Genomic DNA, 17,363 nt, shown 5'->3' on the forward strand with positions numbered 1-17,363 from the left:
AGCGTAGTTTCCCATTACTGCATCTGCTTCTGAAACTCCTCAGCGGTATTTGAAACCATCGCTAACCTAATCCACTTTGTCAGTACATCCACATCTTTTTCTGTGACAATTCTTTGCTTTAAATCAGCTGATATCATTCCCTTAATATTTAAAATTTCCAGAACGGCTTCTGCCTTTCCCTGAGACATTCCCTGGATTATTCCCTGGGTTAAGCCCTGCGCTATACCATCATTTACTAACATCTGTCCTAACCTTGTCATATTTATCACCCCCTTTATTTCATCCATTTCTTCATACTTCAAAAATTTCTCAGCCAATGCATAAATTACAGCCTGGATTTTTTGTGATTCTTCATCCTTCATGCACCTCTCTTTTTCCAATATCTGAAAAGCGTTTTTTATGCGGTCTTTGATGGGTATTTTTCCCTGCATCAGTGGTGTTAATACCAGAGAGACCAAATCCTCCCGTGAAATAGGCCTGCCTTTTTTCTGCTTTTTCAATAATCTTTTGATAATATGATCCGCATTCTTATTTTGCATTACAATCGGGATTACACGATATGTATTGATGCCTTCCGTAAACTGATATTTGGGATTTTTAATTTTCCCCGAAAATAAAACATAGGTAACTACAGCAACTTTGTTTTGCTGGCTGGTAATTGCTTCATAGACGCGAAATCTCTTTAAATCCGTAATTCCGCCATTTGTTGACTGAAACTCAAAATGTTTCCAGGTTCCATCTTCCATTACCAGATTCATATCCTCATACAGCCTTTTTATTTCCATATGAATTTCTTCTGTTGGAGCAATCCGTTTCACCTTGCCCTGGATTCCCAAATAGGGAAGCATCTCATCTGCAAAAAAACGAACCATCGTTTTCATTGCCGAGTCTTCAATTTGATTGGCACTATTCTGCTTTTGTTTCTCTTCCTGCATACAACCTCTCTTTCTATTTACTTATGCAGAATTTACCTATTTCAAATACAGGGCGCAATTAAACAGAAACGCTCCGGCATTACAGATAATGGTTTTCCTTTTATATTGTTTTATAAGTGAATTTTGCTTTGATATAAAGCTTAGAATTGAATCTGAAATCAGAAGTTAAATCTTAAATTATTAATAGGAATTAATGAATGCAGCCAAAATAGATAAACTTTTGCACGAAACCAATATCTTACAAAAATAATAGCAAATTATCTGTTTGCTGTCAATTACTTTATTCTTCTGAGAAGGATTATAAATACGCAAATACCATCTCATTCGATGCAATGGAGCCGAGTGCAGCACTCTTTGGTAAGACAGCCTTCTCCAGCAACCGCGGATACGATGATAACAAGATGATTTTGAAAATGGATGAGTTTTTTCCTTGACATTCTCCTGACCCGATTTATAATAGTATAAAGATGTTTAAACAAGAATAGAAAGGGTGTTAATATGCCAAAAGCAAAATACGACATCATTTATCAGGATATTAAACGAAAAATAGAATCCGGGGAATTTGCATTCCAAGAACTGCTTCCATCGGAAAATACCATGGTAACCACTTATAACTGTTCCCGCAATACAATACGCAGAGCAGTCAGCAGCCTTGTTACAGAGGGCTATGTCCAGACGCTGCATGGCAAAGGTGTCCGCAATATCTTCAAACCTGTGGAACAGAATTCCTTCACTCTGGCGGGGATTGAATCTTTTAAAGAATCTGCACTTCGTAATCACAGGACAGCAAAAACACAAGTATTGTGTTTTGTAGATGATCTGGTCAGTGACGAAAAAATCGAAAAACGTACCGGATTTCCGATAGGAAGTGAGCTGTATTATATTCAGAGGCTTCGTTATCTGGACCAAAAAGCCCTGATCATCGATCACAATTATTTTCTGAAAAGTGTTGTAACAGGACTTACAGCTGATATAGCCCAAAACTCCATTTACGACTATCTGGAGCAGATCCTAAATATCTCCATAGTCACCAGTAAACGTACTATGACGGTAGAGCGGGTAACTGAGATTGATGAAAAATATATGGAATTAAATGGATATAACTGTATGGCCGTAATCAGCAGTCAGACTTACAATGATGATGGTGTCATGTTCGAATTTACCCAATCCCGCCACCGGCCTGATTATTTCTGCTTTCAGGATACTGCAACCAGAAAATAAAAATCCCGTAAGCAGACAGAAAGACAAGGACACTGTCTGCTTACGGAATTTCTCATGTGAAACACTAATTTACATTTCTGGAATTAAAGTCAACCATAACACGTGTTACTTCTTCAATATATTCTTCTTTTAACAACAATAACAGCTTTGGCATAAATTCATCCAGGTATTCTTTCGTCAGTTTACCCTGATCCATTCTGTAGAAACTGTCAGTAAGAAGACCTTTCGCCTCTTCCTCACTGCCGGGTGCCACCCGCTCCATAATAAATTCTAAAAAGCGGTTTTGCCCCTGTTTTTGAGATTCATTTTCCATTTCGCTCACTGTTCTTCCTCTTTCTATCAATGATTGTTCTTTCTATTATTGGCTTTTCTTCGGTTCTCTATACCTTTTTGTATCCACTCCGGCGCATAGGCCGAAGTACAGCCTTTTGCTACTTTTAATTCCTTATAAATCCCAAGTTTTTCTCCCATTGCAATACACCGGTCTGTATACTTGTCATCACGGATTCCGGCTTCGCACAGGAAACGGTTCATCGCCCACTGCTTTGCAGCAGGTGCACCTGCCAGATGTTCTTCTATATATACCAGTAATTCCTCGATTTCGTCATCCGGCAATTCGCCCTTTATTAAAAGTGCAACCGCCAGATCCCAACCTCCCTGTCCAATTCGATCATCGTCTATTTTCGCCCATTTTTTCAAATATTGTTTCGCATAACTGCTCAATGATAAAGCACGGAATATGAGCTCATCAACCAGATTAGAAGTATATGCATCCTTTATTAATTCTTCAAAATCCTGTTCCCGCAGCAGCTTACTGTCAAACAGCATTGCGGCCAGGACCATGGCATCATAATTTCTGCTCTCCCATAATTCCAGCGCCAGGGTATGGTTTGTTTTAATCTGCTTTGCCAAAGCACGCAGTTTCCCCATGGCAATACCAAATTGATTATCATCAGCCCCCAGTTTTTTATTGTATTTTTTTCTTTTGTCATCCGCCATTTCGGATAACTGCTTCATGATTTCTTTAAATTCCCTGCTCATGTAACCTGCCCTCTCTTATCAGCTCTACTCGCATTTCCACTTACTTCGAATGTTATCTGCTGTCACTTAATCATTTCCTCCACCTTTTTCTTATCAATCGCTGTCATTTCCACCCATGCGGGTCGAAATCCACTTCTGACTGCATTGCGGACGGAACCGATATTAGACCATGCCGCACAATAAAACGGTACCTTGCCACGGTTTAATACCTCGATTGCCAGCCTGCTGGTCAGTGCCGATGCAATACCTCCTTTACGATATCCCTGCAAAACATCAATGCCGATCTGCCACATCGTATCGCAGTCTGCAGAACAGCCCGCCATTCCAATCATTTTACCTTCGTCAAAAGCTGCCGCAGCCAGCACATCCAGGTGTTTTCTTTTCTCGCAAAGGGCATTGCTCCATTCTTCGGTATAGAGTTCTGCGAAATCTTTTGGTTCCAGAATTCGAATTTCATAATCACAGGGCTGTGGGGTTACCTGTGTTACGTCCGGCAAAAAATATTCCGCCATAAAACATATGGACTTATCATATTTTTCAAATTCCTTTGACAGCACATGAATATCCGGCGTTTCAAAGCAGTGTTCCACCTGAAAACGATTTACGTAACCAGCAACAAACTCTTTCACTCTGGGATCAACAGAAGCCACAATATTGTTTCCATAAGAAACCAGATTGCAGAAAAAAGGCAGCTCCAGATAACGCCTTGCCTGGTCATTTGCCTTTGATATAACAACTTTATTTTCACCTTGCTTAAAATCCTCCACACTGCAATTCAGATCGAATGCTGATTGCTGCATAGCAATTTCCATAATTTCTTTATTTGTCATAAAGCCTCCCTTACCTAATTACAGGTTCACGTAATCGTCAGCTTCTTTTGAAGTAACATTTGCTTTTATTTTAATGCATTCGGAACGCTATGTCTATTCATGAATATTTATTTTTATATTTTCTATTGCAAAGCAGCATTTATTTCTACTCTTTAAAGGGTTAGAAAACCTTTTTCTTATAGACAGAAGCTATTCTTAACAAGTCTTCTGCATCCTCCTGTGATTTTGCATTTATCGTATACATCACACCTTCCGGGCGCAGATTTTCAAGCATCACTTCCAGCTCTGCTGCCCTTACCTCAATCTGAATCATTTTACCTGCATCCTGAATCTTTTTCAATACTTCAATCCAGTGAGAAGCCGTAGGCTGTCCTGCACCATACACCCATTGCATCCCCTTTAAATGATCTATTTTCAATAAGCGGTCTAAATGCTTCAGAGCATCCGGTCCATCCAGATGATAGATGCTGGCATCTAAGAATTTCAGCTCTTCTTCCAGTTCTTCCACCACCAGTTCTTCATACATTTGTTCTGATATCATACAGGAAAAATCGCAGCAGGTTGGATACCATCTGCCCTCATGCCAGATCCCCATCCAATTAGTACTGCCCTTCTGACATGCTGTCGTCAGTGCATACAGCTCGTCATAGATGAATTTGAAACCGTCCAGCAGATCCATAGCTCCTTTTTTAATAAACTCCGGATTATCCAGTGTATCCATACAGAGTTCCTGAGGCCCCCGCATGGATACTAACCCATCCAGCCCAGGATGAATATCTGTTATGCCAACCAAATATTTATCTTTTCCATCTTCTACCGCTGCTTTCGTCATTTCTATCATTTTACGGTAATACTCATTCTGGGTCTGGAGAAGAAATCCCTGATATTCCTCTACATCATCATCACTTAAAAATGGAATAGACCAGCTGGTATCCGCGCCAAATGCAAGCTCTGTTCCATAACAAGCCGCAAAATAATCCGGTCCAAGGTTTGGATTCAATGCTGGAAATGCCTCCCCTCCGTAATAGGTGTTCTGCATTTCCCGGTTATTGCTTTTTATCATATACTCAGTATCCATCCATTGTTCCTTTAAAGAACCAGGAAAACACTCTGCTCTGCTTTGGGCATCCTTCTTCGGTGCCCGGATGCTTAAGATCGGACGGTCATGATTTTCTAATGCCCAATACTCTTTATATCGCACCATTATCTTATCCCAATTATTACAATATAACATATTTTACTCCTCCGTTTGTCTACATTTTATTTTGTTTACCTTCTTTGCAAAGATCCGGATTGATACTCTGATGGTGTACAATTACAAAACAGTTTAAAACGTTTACTAAAATAAAACTGATCTGAGAATCCAGTCATCTCTGCAACCTCACTGCATCGGTATTGATCATCCCGTAATAATTCTTTTGCTTTTTCTATTCGTATCTCTTCCAGTCTCTGCATGATCGTCCTGCCTGTCTGCGTCTTAAAAACCCTTCTTATATAACTGTTTTCAAAGAATAAATTTTCTGCTATATTACTAACAGATAAATTTGCTTCACTGTAATGGCTCTGTAAGTATTTTTCAATTTTTGTAACCAATATTTCTTTTTTACTGCTTATCTGTATATAAGTGCAGTCTGTCAGCATTTCATATACATAATTTTTAATGATATCTTTTACCTGATGACAGGAAAAACAATCCTTTAATTCCGTAATTATACATTCTTGAGTCTGCATATAATCCGAAAGCTGATTTTCTTTATTATAATGAAAATAGGAATGGACTCCTATTGAAAGTGCATGATATATAGAAATCACATATTGAAACGAAAACATCTGGTTTTCCGATAGTCCAAACATTTTTTCTATAATCGTATCCACTTTTGCATATTCTCTCATTTCAAAATACTTGATAAGTAAGTTCACATCCTGTGTGCTGTAAAATGTAACTTCTTTGCTTAGATTCTGTATGTCACTAAAACAGGCGATTTTTTCATCTACCTTGATACTGTTCTCGAAAACCATCTGTGCCTGTTTATAAGAATTCTGTAATTGATCCAATCCGGGTACAATATTCCCCATGGCCACCGAATCCAGCATGTAAGCCGCCTCATCTTTCAAAAGCTTCGCATAACTTATTTTTATTTCATCCATAGATCTCTCGCCGGAATTCATTACATGTACAAGCGTAATGCAGCTCCCATCATTTCTCAGGCAATAATTCTCGATACCTATGCAGTTCAAATAATGATTTAATAGGTTCCTGATTACTGACAAATTATAATTTGCATAACCCTTTCTTATTTTTACCATGGTAACAAGCGACGGCAAACCGGTTTGGGCTATTTCTCCATTTATAATATCCAAATCAGGCTGGAATTCTATTATCCCCCTTAAAAATAACTCCTGCTGCATCTGTTTGTTTTTCTTTGACGTCTCAATGTCTTCTATACATTTGCCCAGTGCCTCCTGCAGTTCTTCTCCGTCAAAAGGTTTTAAAAGATAATCAAAAACATTAAGCTTAATCGCCTGATGTGCAAAAGAAAATTCATCATATGCTGTCATAATAATTACTCTTGATTCCAGGCTCCATGATTTGATTGCCTCACATGCCTCAAGTCCATTCATTCTGGACATATTGATATCCATAAATATAATATCCGGAATTTCTTTTTGAATAACCTGAAGCGCTTCTTCTCCGTCTTTTGCATATCCGCAAATAGAACACTTCATAGCGTCCCAGTCTATAATCTGGCTAAGGTAATCCAGATATATACTCTCATCATCCACCAACAGTACTTTATAGCTCATGCTCTTCCCCCCTTTTTAAATTAATACACAAGACAATACTGGTGCCAAGCGGGGTATCTTCTAACTGAATACAGGTTCCTTCTCCATAAAAAATCTTTAAGCGTTCTGACACATTTTTTAATCCAAAACTTTCCGAATCCGTCTCTCGCTGTTCCCCGGATAATATCAGCGCAAACTTTTCCTTAGTCAGCCCTATGCCGTCATCGATCACACGGATGTAAGCCCACTCCTCCTCCAATTCTCCCGTTATCAGTATATGTCCCTTACCATTCCGGGGTTTGATTCCATGATAAATGGCATTTTCCACCAATGGCTGCAAGGTTAATTTAGGGATATGTAATGCACTTAATTCTTCCGGCATGGCAATGGAATAGCTCAGACTGTCCTGATAACGAACCGTTTGGATATCCAGATATTTCTGCAATGCATCCAGTTCCTGATCCAGCCAGACCCAGTCCAGTCCTTTATTCAAAACCAGACGGTAATATCCCGCCAGTAATTTTATCATCCGGCTGGCATCTGCATGACGTTTCATACTATTCAGACAAAATATGGTATCTAATGTATTATATAAGAAATGGGGTTTGATCTGGGCCTGCAAAAGTGCCAGCTCTAACTGTCTTTTTTCCTTCTTCTCATTTGTAATATCTTCAAACAGCTGCTGGTTCATATCAACCATCTGATTAAAACTGGAAATCAGTACACCTTCTTCGTTATGTGTATCAATATCCGGCAGCTTCTCCGGCAAAGATTTCGTGAATTTTCTCATATGTTCTGATAGTGCTGAGATCGGTCCGGCTATATGCCTGGCAATCATGATTGTAAGCATATAAAATATCATAAGCAATACCAAGCTGATACTGATGATCACAATAGTAATATTATTTACATCGGAGAGCATGGATTTCACATCTAAAACAGATACCAGATTCCATAAATCATTTACCTGATATTCACTGGTGTAATAGTTTCCTGTATCAGATATTTTCTCATCCAGCTTACGGATGATATTTTTTGAATAATCCAGTTGTGAATCATAAGCTGAAATCGCTTTAATATTGTTCATGGCGTCCCGGTCATCACTGGAAATCATCATTTGATTATAGTCCAGGAGATAAAACTCTACATCCTCACTGCTATTCTTATTTCGATAAATATCATAAATATTCTGCTCATCCAACTCCAATATCACATAGCCGATATCCGTGTTTTCTTTTACATCACGCAGCGTTTTTACATAGTGCAGGCTGAATTCTGAAAAGGCTGATTCCATTTGCAAAGAATAATACCATTGTCCCGTAGTCGATATTCCCATAGAGTCAAACTGATGAATTAAATCATCATTCCCGTCCGAGCAAATATAAGAACGGTTTCGATCCTTCTGGTAAAGATCCCCGTTACTATACAAAACAGCAATCTGACTGACATCTGGAAACATCAGGAAACTATTTTCAATAATATTTAATATCGTCTGTTTGGCTGCGCTGTCATATAAATCCGGGTACAGCGAATTATTTTTTTTCAGACCTGTGGTATTGTTTAAATTCACAATGACACTGTTGCAGCAGCTATTCAGATTTGTTGACAACATCCCGATTTGCTGCACAATCAGATTATCTTCATAGTTCCTTCCCTGAATGAGTTTCTCATACATCTGGTCTTTGTAAATCCCTCGCAGCCCAATGATGACACATACTGCAAATACTGTAAAAAATATAATAAAAGAATAGCTGATTCGCTGTTGAATCATCATGTTTTGTAATCTCTTTTTCATCCATTCCCTCCATCTTATTTTTAGCCGTATTAACATTGCCGGAGCGTGTTAAACAGGCTCCGGTACAGGCAATATCAAAATCTCTCCCGTACATTCAAAAGAATGCAAGTTATATCATCTAATATTATAAAGGGATTGGAGTATCCCCACAATGAATTTAATTTTTCATTCCGGAAAAAGCCATGGCATCACTTACTTTATTGCTGAAAAATACATATAGAATGATTACCGGGAAACTTGCAATTACCAATGCTGCTCCAACCGGTCCCCAATCCGTAGAAAACTGCCCATAAAAACCTGCCAGTCCCAACGGAAGTGTTTTTAACTCATTTTTAGTAATTAAAATTAATGCCAGACTGAATTCATTCCAATGGGATATAAACTGATAAATGATCAACACGGAAACCGCTGATTTCATCTGGGGTAATATGATACGAAAATAGGTTTTGCAAAAACCCGCTCCTTCCATGTAAGCGGACTCCTCTAACTCAATCGGCAGGCTTCGGTAAAAACCATAAAGAACCATCACGCCAAAGGGAAAGCTAAGAGCAACATAGGGAACAATCAAAGACCACAATGTATTTGTCAAATGTAGATTTTTCACCATAACAACCAGAGGTGTCATAACTGCCTGTATCGGTATAAACATTCCGGCTATTACCATAGAATGCAGTGCTTTTGTGGTTCGTACCCGCACTCTGGACACCACGTATGTAAACATCAGGCAAAACAGTATTCCAAGAAACATAGCAGCCAGCGAAACCCAGATGCTGTTTTTAAAATACAAAAGGATATCAAACTGTGTTACTGCTTTGATATAATTTCCCCATTGGGGTATCATGGGGGGACCAAAAGGATTCGTTACAAATATTTCTTCATTATTCTTCAATGAATAAAATCCCATCCAGATAACCGGATACAGACATATCGCTCCGTAGAGAATCATAATGGTATATACGATTATCCTGGAAGATTTTATTTTTCTCTCAGAAGATTTTATCTTCTTCATACCATACCTCCAAATCAGTTAATACTGCACATCAAAACGTTCTGTTAATTTATTTATAATAAGCATCATCCCTACACAAATCACCACTATAACTACTGCTATCGCACTTCCATAACCATATTTCTGCAGGCTGAATAATGCCTTATACATCATGATTGGCATAGTATAGCTGGAATTGCCGGGACCGCCTCCAGTCATCAGGTATATCATTTCGAATGCCCTGAATCCATAAGTAATGCACATAACCACGCTGACTTTTATCGTGGACACTGTCAGGGGAAGGGTAATATGAAAAAATTGCTGTTTTTTATCCGCCCCGTCAATGATAGATGCTTCATAGTAAACATCAGGAACATTTTTCATTGCTGCATAAATAATCAGCATATGATATCCCATTCCTTTCCAGGATTCTGCTATAACAATCGCAATAATTCCTTTTACCGGTTCATTGAGCCAGTTCTGCTTCCAATCTGATCCTAATAAGCCGGACAGCTGGTTTACTAAACCAAAATCACCATGGTAAATTGATATCCAAAGCTGAGCGACAACAGATACGGACAACAAAACCGGAAAGAAATATACATCTTTAAAAAACCGTTTCCCTTTAATCTTGAAATTCACAATAAAATATGCAAGAAGCGTTCCAATACCAATTTGATAAACAGTCAGTATTGCAGAATATAAAAGACTGTTCCGTATGGAAACATTCAAATCTCTGGATGTAAAAAGACGTTTATAATTACTTAGTCCATTAAAAACAGCTTTATTAATACCGTCCCATTCCGTAAAACTCATTGCTGCAGATTGTATCAGAGGAATCACTATAATTATGGAAAATAAGATTACAACCGGTGCAGCAAACAGAAACATAGCAGCTTTTTTCTTTTTAAATAACGGATTCATCATCTTACCCTTTCTTCCTTGCAAAGTTTCCTGATCTATTCACCAAGCGCCATAGAAATACGTTCCTCCAGATCTGCGATATAATCTTCGGGAGTACTTAATCCGGTAAGCAGCAATTCACAAGCATCTTCAAGACCGGTAATTAATTCCTGATTATTTAAAGCCCATTCATATTTAGTCGTAGATTCTATTTTATCAAGGCTGTCTGCATAAGCCTGGTATGCTTCTGCTCTTGGTTCTAATGGTTTTACCGGTTCTTTTCGCACACTGAGAGAACCAAGTTCTGCATTTGCTATATCTCTTGCCTCTAAAAATGATATCAACACTTTTTTAGAATATTCAACATATTTTCCTTTTGCACTTACACCATATCCTCCCATTGCACCGGTTCCGCCGGATTTTCTCCAATGCATTTCTTCTTCTTTTCCTGCGTCGGCAAAGGGATTATATTCAAAATATCCTATTTTATCTCCGTATCCCCCAACTGCCGCATCATTGAAAAACCAGCTGCCATTGACCAGCATACCTGCCTGTCCTGTCTCCAGTAATTCGAAAGCCTGACTGGCATTTGTATTTAATGCACCTTTGCCGATCAATCCCATAGAAACCAGCTCAGACAGCTTCTTAGCTGCTGCCAGATATTCAGGATCTGTAACTTTCGCAGTTCCATCATCTAAACCGGTAATGCCAAGTGGCTGGCCCTCCCCGATAACTGCCATATCAAACATCTGAAGCCCCGGCCATTTCTGCTGTGCAAACAGAGCCAAAGGTATCATCCCGTCCCCGCTTAATTTCTCTACCACATTTTTAAATTCATCAAAATTTTTCGGTTCACTCAGACCCAGTCTCGCAAATACTTCTTTATTATAGAACATCAGGCAGCACTCCGGTGTAGTTGATGATATAGCATAAAAATGTCCGTCAGCCGATCTTTTTACTTCAAAATTTCCGTCCAGATACTTATCAAAGAAACCCGTCTCTTCAATAACAGAATCTAATTCTGCCAAATCACCTGATTTCACCATCAGATCCGTTAATTGTCCGGTGCATTCAAATATATCCGGCAATTCTCCAACGGCTGCTCTTGTTTTTAAGACACTTCCATCCGAATCCGTCCGATGTTCAATATTTATCTTTAAATCCGGATATGTCTCTTTCATAATCTCCAGTGCTCTGTCAACCTGTTCTATTGCACTGTCTGCATAATAGGTGTAAAGTGTCAATTCCGATGGGATATCGCCCTCACTTTTCTCTCCGGCTGATTTTCCGGCTTTTTCCGTTTCGCCACCGGCCTTTTCTGTCCCACTGGCTGATTCTTTCGATACTGCTTCTGTCCCGTTAGTCCGGGACTCTTTTGTTTCAGATGTTTCTGTGGCTGCACCGCAGCCTGCTGCTATCATTGATGCTGCAACTGCCATTGACAACAATTTTACTAATAATCCTTTTTTCATACCCTGCTTCTCCTTTGCTTCTCATCTTTTTCTGTTACTTGTTCTGTATACATATTTTACCAAATATAAATTTAATTTGAAATGTATCAGCCGTGTGTGAGATGTAATATTTGTGCTTTTTACTTTCCGTTTCCAAGCACCAAAATCAGACTTTAATCTGCTGCCCATTGACGGTTACAAAAGCCGAAAAAAAAATTTGACGTACATACTGTACGTATGTTAATATAAGATAAAGCATTGAAAAGGAGGTAATACATATGAAGCACAAAGAGCATTACAATGACGAATATGTTCTGGAACTTTCTTCAAAACTGTACTCAGTAATGCCCCACTTCAACTCACAGAACTTTTGCAGTGACTTAATCGGAAATCTTGACGACAAAGAATTATTTGCAAGATTTGACTGTATTGTTGATGCCATGGAAAAAAGCATGGGGAATGATTATATGAAAAATATTCAAACCTTTTATGAGCTGCTGGGCCCGGAATTAACACAGCCGGAAGGAATGTTTAACCTTGGATGGTGGCTCTGGCCTATTGGGAGATACGTTGAACGTAACGGAATCGAAAACTGGAAGGAGTCTCTGGCTTTCCTAAAAGAATTGACAAAACGTTTTACTGGTGAGTTTGCTATCCGTCCTTTGCTGAAGGAGCATCCAGGTGAAGTAATGGATGAGCTGATCCTCTGGACACATGATGATAATGTTCATGTGCGCAGGCTTGCCAGTGAAGGTGTAAGAATACGCTTGCCCTGGGGTATAAAACTTCTTTCCGCATTGGATGAATTTGAACGGTACACAGAAATACTCACTAATTTAAAAGATGATCCTGAAAAGTTTGTACAAAAAAGCGTTGGCAATAATCTGAATGATTTATATCGGGAATCGCCGGAGAAGGCAGATCTTATCATTGCACAATGGCGGAAAACACCCTCCAGCAAAGCACAGGAATGGATCATCAAACACGGAATGAGAAATCAAAAGTAAGGAAAAATTAAAAATAAGGAGGAGTTTACAGTAATGAAAAGAGAAGAAGCCAGACAAAAGACGACATCAGCCTTATTGAAAATTGCAAGAAAACATTTTACACAACATGGATACTATGATGTATCTCTGGAAAAAATTGCAGAGGAAGCTGACGTGACACGGGGAGCGGTGTATCACCATTTTAAGAATAAACAGGGACTTTTCCTTGCGGTACTGGAGATTGTTCAAAAAGATATTGCAAAACATATTGAAAAAGAAGCATTAAAAAGTGATGATCCGTGGCAGCAGCTTACATTTGGATGTCTGGGTTTTGTGAAAGGCGCCAATGCAAAAAACTGCAGGCGTATCCTGTTGGTGGACGCCCCTGTTGTGATCGGCTGGGATGCCTGGAGAAAAGCAGACCTGGAAAATTCAATGGATGTATTGCAGACGCATATTGACCTGTTAAAACATCAGGGTTACCTGGCGGATGACGTTGATACAAAATTAATGACCTATTGCATTTCAGGTGCATTGAATGAGTTGGCGTTAAATTACCCGGTGCATAAAACTGCCGAGATCAATCAAAAAATAGGGCTTACGATAGAATATATGGTTAATGGATATAGAAAAAATATTCTGCAACAGTAAGCGCTGTACGTTTGGGATCTGCTGATTAAGAGACGTTTTTACACGGGCATTCGCTGAGAAATCCTAATGCATCTCTCAGCTCAGTGCCCGCTTAGTATCCGATTGGAGCCAGTCGAATACTTTCTTCAATAAATACTACGATCAGTCTTTCAATACTTCACGAACTGACTCCCTGCACATATTTACTGCCTTATCGATTTCTTCCTCATTAATAATCAGCGGCGGATTAAAATAAAGTACATTGCCAAGAGGACGTAAGATCAGGCCCTTCTTTAACGCTTCCTTATATATCTGATAACCCATGCGCAGCTGGGAAGGGTAATCTGACTTTGTCTTTTTATCCGGCGTCAGCTCTATGGCATTGATTAATCCAAGATGTCTTATTTCCCCTACATTGGGATGATCCAAAAAAGCTTCTTCTATTTTTTTGTTCAAATAAAATGCTCTTGTGGCAGCCTGTTCTAATATATGGTCTTCCCGCAGTATTTTCTGTACCGCAAGCCCTGCCGAACATCCCAGAGGATTGCCGCTGTATGTATGGCTGTGCATAAAAGCTTTTCCTTCACTGTAATCGGCATAAAAAGCATCATAGATCTGATCCGTAGTTATGGTAATTGCCATTGGTATATAGCCCCCGGTAAGTCCTTTGGAGACGCACATAATGTCCGGACTGACTCCCGCATAATCGAAAGCAAACATCCTGCCGGTACGGCCAAATCCCGTTGCGATTTCATCGGCGATTAAAAGTACCTGATAACGGTCGCAAAGCCGGCGCAGTTTCTTTAAATAAACCGGAGGATACATCCGCATTCCAGCGCTGCCCTGGAGCAAAGGCTCTACAATCATTGCACAGGTCTCATCTGCAAATTCCTCAAATGCTTTTTCGGCATGGCAGATGCACTCTCCATCGCAATCATCCCTGCATTTTCCAAAGGGACACCGATAACAGTCCGGAGCTTCTATCCGTATGGTATCCATTAGCATCGGCTGATAAATTTTAGCGTAGAGGTCCATGCTGCCAACGGACAGAGCACCGATGGTTTCCCCATGGTATCCTTCGCTCAGGCACATGAATCTCGTCTTCTTTGGATGTCCGGTCTGATACTGGTACTGGAATGCCATCTTCAGAGCACACTCTACTGCTGCAGATCCATTGTCGGAAAAGTTAAATTTGCAGAGTCCCTCCGGCAATATCCCAGCCAGCTCTTCACATAATTTTATTGCAGGTTCATGGGTAAAGTTTGCAAATATTACATGCTCCAGCTGATCCAGCTGCTGCTTCATCCCTTCATTTATTTTCGGATTACAATGTCCCAGAAGATTGCACCACCAGGAGCTCACAATATCAAGATAGGATTTTCCATCCTTGTCATATAAATATACGCCTTTTCCACGATCAATTACAATTGGCTTTAATTCTTCATAGTCTTTCATCTGGGAACATGGATGCCAGATATACTTCAGGTCCTTCTCAATTAAATTCATATTTATCCCCCTGTATAGCGCAAGCTAGCTTGGGCTATTCCTTAATTAGTAGTTTGAATGTAAATTTTCTTTAAAACTTCTTCCTCCGTTACTCATATAATTGCATCAGCTTTGGTAATTCTATATCCAGATCCCCGGACTCATCCTCCACACATGCAATTACCGGTATGCCGCTTCTGTGTTCAATCATTTTTTTATTATCTTCTTCCATGGGATTTTGAGGATGATAATGATTTAATATAATACCTTTTACCGGCAATCCCTTCTGCCTCATATATTCAACTGTCAGTACTGCCGCATTAATTGTACCAAGTCCGGCATCTGCAATGAGGATTGAACTCAGGCCCAGGGTTTTAATAATATCCTCCAGCCAGATTTCCTTTTCATCAAAACAGACCGGACAAAGGATTCCACCGCTTCCTTCCATGGTAACATAATCATAATGACGGCAAAGTTCTGCATATTTTTGTTTTACAACTTCCAAATTTACCGGATTTCCTTCTATTCTTGAAGCCAGATGTGGAGAAACTGCATTTTCATATACATAAGGAATCATATCAGACAGCTTCATATCAATGCCTGAAATTTTCCTGACCATATCCGCATCCCCCGGAATGAGACCTTTTTCTGATCTTACATTTCCACTGGCAGCCGCCTTGAAATAAGCCACTTTTTTCCCTGCTTCGTGCAGCTTTTTTACTATGAGTGCCGTAATAAAAGTTTTCCCCACATCGGTGCCTGTTCCTGTTATAAATATACTCTTACCCATGATACAGCACCGCCTTATACCCTAATTTTTCTAACATCTCCATATCCTGCCGGATACTGATCCCTGACGTGGTCAGCATGTCTCCCGATATGGCTGCATTGGCACCGGAGGAAAAGCACTGCTCACCTTTGTCCGTCAGAAGTCCTCTTCCACCCGCCAGCCGAATAGACGCATCCGGAATCAGAAATCGAAAAACAGCTGTTATCCTGCACATTTCATCATTAGATAATATTTCTTTTCCCTCATATGGGGTCCCTGGAATAGGATTCAGAAGATTTACCGGAATGGATTTTACACCCAGATCCCTCAGTGTCAGCACCATGTCAATACGATCCTCCATAGTTTCTCCAAGCCCCATGATCCCTCCGCTGCAGATACTTAAACCAGCTCTTTTTGCAGCAAGCAATGCCTCTATTTTATCGTCATAAGTATGGGTTGTACAAATCTCTTTGAAATAGCGCCTGGATGATTCCAGATTGTTATGTACTCTGGTAGCTCCCGCCTGCCGGATCTTGCGGTATTGTGTCTCATTCAACAACCCAAAGGACACACAGACAGCGATATTTGATTCCTTTCTGATCTGACGTATACTTTCACAGACCTGGTCTATTTCCTCATCACTTAACCTTTTTCCGGATGTGACAATTGAATAACGGAGTACACCGCGCTCTTCATTATAGACTGCCTGACTTACGATCTCTTCAGATGTCATCAGCGGATAGTATTCTGTTTTCGCCGGATAATAAGCGGACTGGGCACAGTATTTACAGTCTTCCGAACATCTTCCGCTTTTCCCGTTTATGATGGTACAGATATCAAATGCATTTTCACAGAATTTTTTTCGTATATCATCCGCTGCCCTGCAAAGTTCTTCCAGCGGCGCCTCAGCCAAAAACATCGCCTCCTCCTTGTTTATCGTACCTGAGTTCCAAATTTTCTCCTTTAAACCTTCTACACTATACAATGCTGCTCCTCCTCTTTCATAAAAGCTGGTTAATAACAGGCTTTAATCTTTTTGCAATGAACGCTGCCAGAAAACAAAGACAAATATCTCCCGGTACCGCCAGAATGAAACAATATAAAATCAATGGCCAAAGACCGATTGGCGTATCAATGACAAAATTACAAATCAGATAGTAATACAGCATTCCTACGCCGTATACGATTGCAAGCCCTGTAAAATTGGCGGCAAGTATCCTGCCCATATGTAAACTGCCTGCTTTTCTAACCATGTTTCCCGTCACAAAACTGGCAATTGCAAATCCAATTATATATCCGAAACTCGGTTTGAAAATATAACCGATACCGCCTCCTTCGGAAAATACCGGCAAGCCTGCGAGCCCCAGTATCAGGTATACAAATACGCTTAGTGCTCCAAGTTTACCGCCCAGTAAAAGTCCGGCCAGCATGGTAAATAAAAATTGCAGTGTAAAGGGAACTACCGGAACCGGAATCTTTATAAATGCTCCTGCTGCAATCAATGCCGTAAACAACGCACACATTACCATATCACTTGTTTTCAAT

At 39.8% G+C, this 17,363-nt stretch carries 17 protein-coding genes; 3 read left to right on the plus strand and 14 right to left on the minus strand.

Annotated elements, in window-relative coordinates; genetic code table 11:
- Positions 1 to 14: 14 nt before the first annotated feature.
- Positions 15 to 935 carry a hypothetical protein gene (locus RHS_RS08110; RefSeq protein ID WP_395021788.1) on the minus strand — a complete coding sequence of 307 codons (921 nt, stop codon included), beginning with the start codon at positions 933 to 935 and terminating at the stop codon, positions 15 to 17.
- 498 nt (positions 936 to 1,433) lie between these two features.
- Here RHS_RS08110 and RHS_RS08115 point away from each other — a divergent pair, with 498 nt between their 5' ends.
- The gene (locus RHS_RS08115) at positions 1,434 to 2,156 is read left to right on the plus strand and encodes a UTRA domain-containing protein (protein ID WP_027294516.1); all 723 of its coding nucleotides are present in this window, start codon (positions 1,434 to 1,436) and stop codon (positions 2,154 to 2,156) included.
- A 64-nt stretch (positions 2,157 to 2,220) separates the two neighbouring features.
- Here the strand turns inward: RHS_RS08115 and RHS_RS08120 are convergent, their stop codons facing one another.
- From RHS_RS08120 to RHS_RS08160, 9 genes are all read right to left on the minus strand, one after another.
- Positions 2,221 to 2,478, minus strand: a complete 258-nt coding sequence (locus RHS_RS08120) for a hypothetical protein (protein WP_027294517.1) — start codon at positions 2,476 to 2,478, stop codon at positions 2,221 to 2,223.
- Positions 2,479 to 2,495: 17 nt separating this feature from the next.
- On the minus strand, positions 2,496 to 3,197 hold the full coding sequence (locus tag RHS_RS08125; protein WP_047832886.1) for a DNA alkylation repair protein: 702 nt from the start codon (positions 3,195 to 3,197) through the stop codon (positions 2,496 to 2,498).
- Between the two features lie 62 nt (positions 3,198 to 3,259).
- Complete coding sequence (locus tag RHS_RS08130; protein ID WP_044294777.1) at positions 3,260 to 4,027, minus strand: GNAT family N-acetyltransferase; 768 nt, start codon at positions 4,025 to 4,027, stop codon at positions 3,260 to 3,262.
- A 160-nt stretch (positions 4,028 to 4,187) separates the two neighbouring features.
- Entirely contained in the window at positions 4,188 to 5,261 is a 1,074-nt protein-coding gene (locus tag RHS_RS08135) for a hypothetical protein (protein ID WP_047832887.1), read from the minus strand.
- A gap of 35 nt (positions 5,262 to 5,296) precedes the next feature.
- Positions 5,297 to 6,832: a response regulator gene (locus RHS_RS08140; RefSeq protein WP_047832888.1), complete on the minus strand. Its 1,536-nt coding sequence runs from the start codon at positions 6,830 to 6,832 to the stop codon at positions 5,297 to 5,299.
- Positions 6,822 to 8,606, minus strand: coding sequence for a sensor histidine kinase (locus RHS_RS08145; RefSeq protein WP_047832889.1), 1,785 nt, complete (start codon positions 8,604 to 8,606; stop codon positions 6,822 to 6,824). Before RHS_RS08145 ends, RHS_RS08140 begins: the two co-directional genes overlap by 11 nt.
- A gap of 157 nt (positions 8,607 to 8,763) precedes the next feature.
- Positions 8,764 to 9,615: a carbohydrate ABC transporter permease gene (locus tag RHS_RS08150; RefSeq protein WP_047832890.1), complete on the minus strand. Its 852-nt coding sequence runs from the start codon at positions 9,613 to 9,615 to the stop codon at positions 8,764 to 8,766.
- Between the two features lie 18 nt (positions 9,616 to 9,633).
- Positions 9,634 to 10,521 (minus strand): carbohydrate ABC transporter permease, encoded by an 888-nt coding sequence (locus RHS_RS08155; RefSeq protein WP_052377830.1) that lies wholly within the window; start codon positions 10,519 to 10,521, stop codon positions 9,634 to 9,636.
- A 32-nt stretch (positions 10,522 to 10,553) separates the two neighbouring features.
- Positions 10,554 to 11,969, minus strand: coding sequence for an ABC transporter substrate-binding protein (locus RHS_RS08160; RefSeq protein WP_047832891.1), 1,416 nt, complete (start codon positions 11,967 to 11,969; stop codon positions 10,554 to 10,556).
- 257 nt (positions 11,970 to 12,226) lie between these two features.
- On the opposite strand from RHS_RS08160, the gene RHS_RS08165 reads away from it, so the two are divergent.
- Both RHS_RS08165 and RHS_RS08170 read left to right on the plus strand, forming a co-directional pair.
- The gene (locus RHS_RS08165) at positions 12,227 to 12,955 is read left to right on the plus strand and encodes a DNA alkylation repair protein (RefSeq protein WP_027294526.1); all 729 of its coding nucleotides are present in this window, start codon (positions 12,227 to 12,229) and stop codon (positions 12,953 to 12,955) included.
- Positions 12,956 to 12,988: 33 nt separating this feature from the next.
- Positions 12,989 to 13,585 carry a TetR/AcrR family transcriptional regulator gene (locus RHS_RS08170; protein WP_044294790.1) on the plus strand — a complete coding sequence of 199 codons (597 nt, stop codon included), beginning with the start codon at positions 12,989 to 12,991 and terminating at the stop codon, positions 13,583 to 13,585.
- Positions 13,586 to 13,726: 141 nt separating this feature from the next.
- Here the strand turns inward: RHS_RS08170 and bioA are convergent, their stop codons facing one another.
- From bioA to RHS_RS08190, 4 genes are all read right to left on the minus strand, one after another.
- Entirely contained in the window at positions 13,727 to 15,070 is a 1,344-nt protein-coding gene (bioA, locus tag RHS_RS08175) for an adenosylmethionine--8-amino-7-oxononanoate transaminase (RefSeq protein ID WP_047832892.1), read from the minus strand.
- 88 nt (positions 15,071 to 15,158) lie between these two features.
- Positions 15,159 to 15,839 carry a dethiobiotin synthase gene (gene bioD, locus RHS_RS08180; protein ID WP_027294529.1) on the minus strand — a complete coding sequence of 227 codons (681 nt, stop codon included), beginning with the start codon at positions 15,837 to 15,839 and terminating at the stop codon, positions 15,159 to 15,161.
- On the minus strand, positions 15,832 to 16,803 hold the full coding sequence (bioB, locus tag RHS_RS08185; protein ID WP_047832893.1) for a biotin synthase BioB: 972 nt from the start codon (positions 16,801 to 16,803) through the stop codon (positions 15,832 to 15,834). The genes bioD and bioB overlap by 8 nt, the downstream gene beginning before the upstream one ends.
- Positions 16,804 to 16,819: 16 nt before the next feature.
- Positions 16,820 to 17,347, minus strand: a complete 528-nt coding sequence (locus RHS_RS08190; RefSeq protein WP_395021819.1) for a biotin transporter BioY — start codon at positions 17,345 to 17,347, stop codon at positions 16,820 to 16,822.
- Positions 17,348 to 17,363 lie beyond the last annotated feature (16 nt).

This window comes from Robinsoniella sp. RHS (assembly GCF_001029355.1).
GTDB classification, from domain to species: Bacteria; Bacillota; Clostridia; order Lachnospirales; family Lachnospiraceae; genus Robinsoniella; species Robinsoniella peoriensis.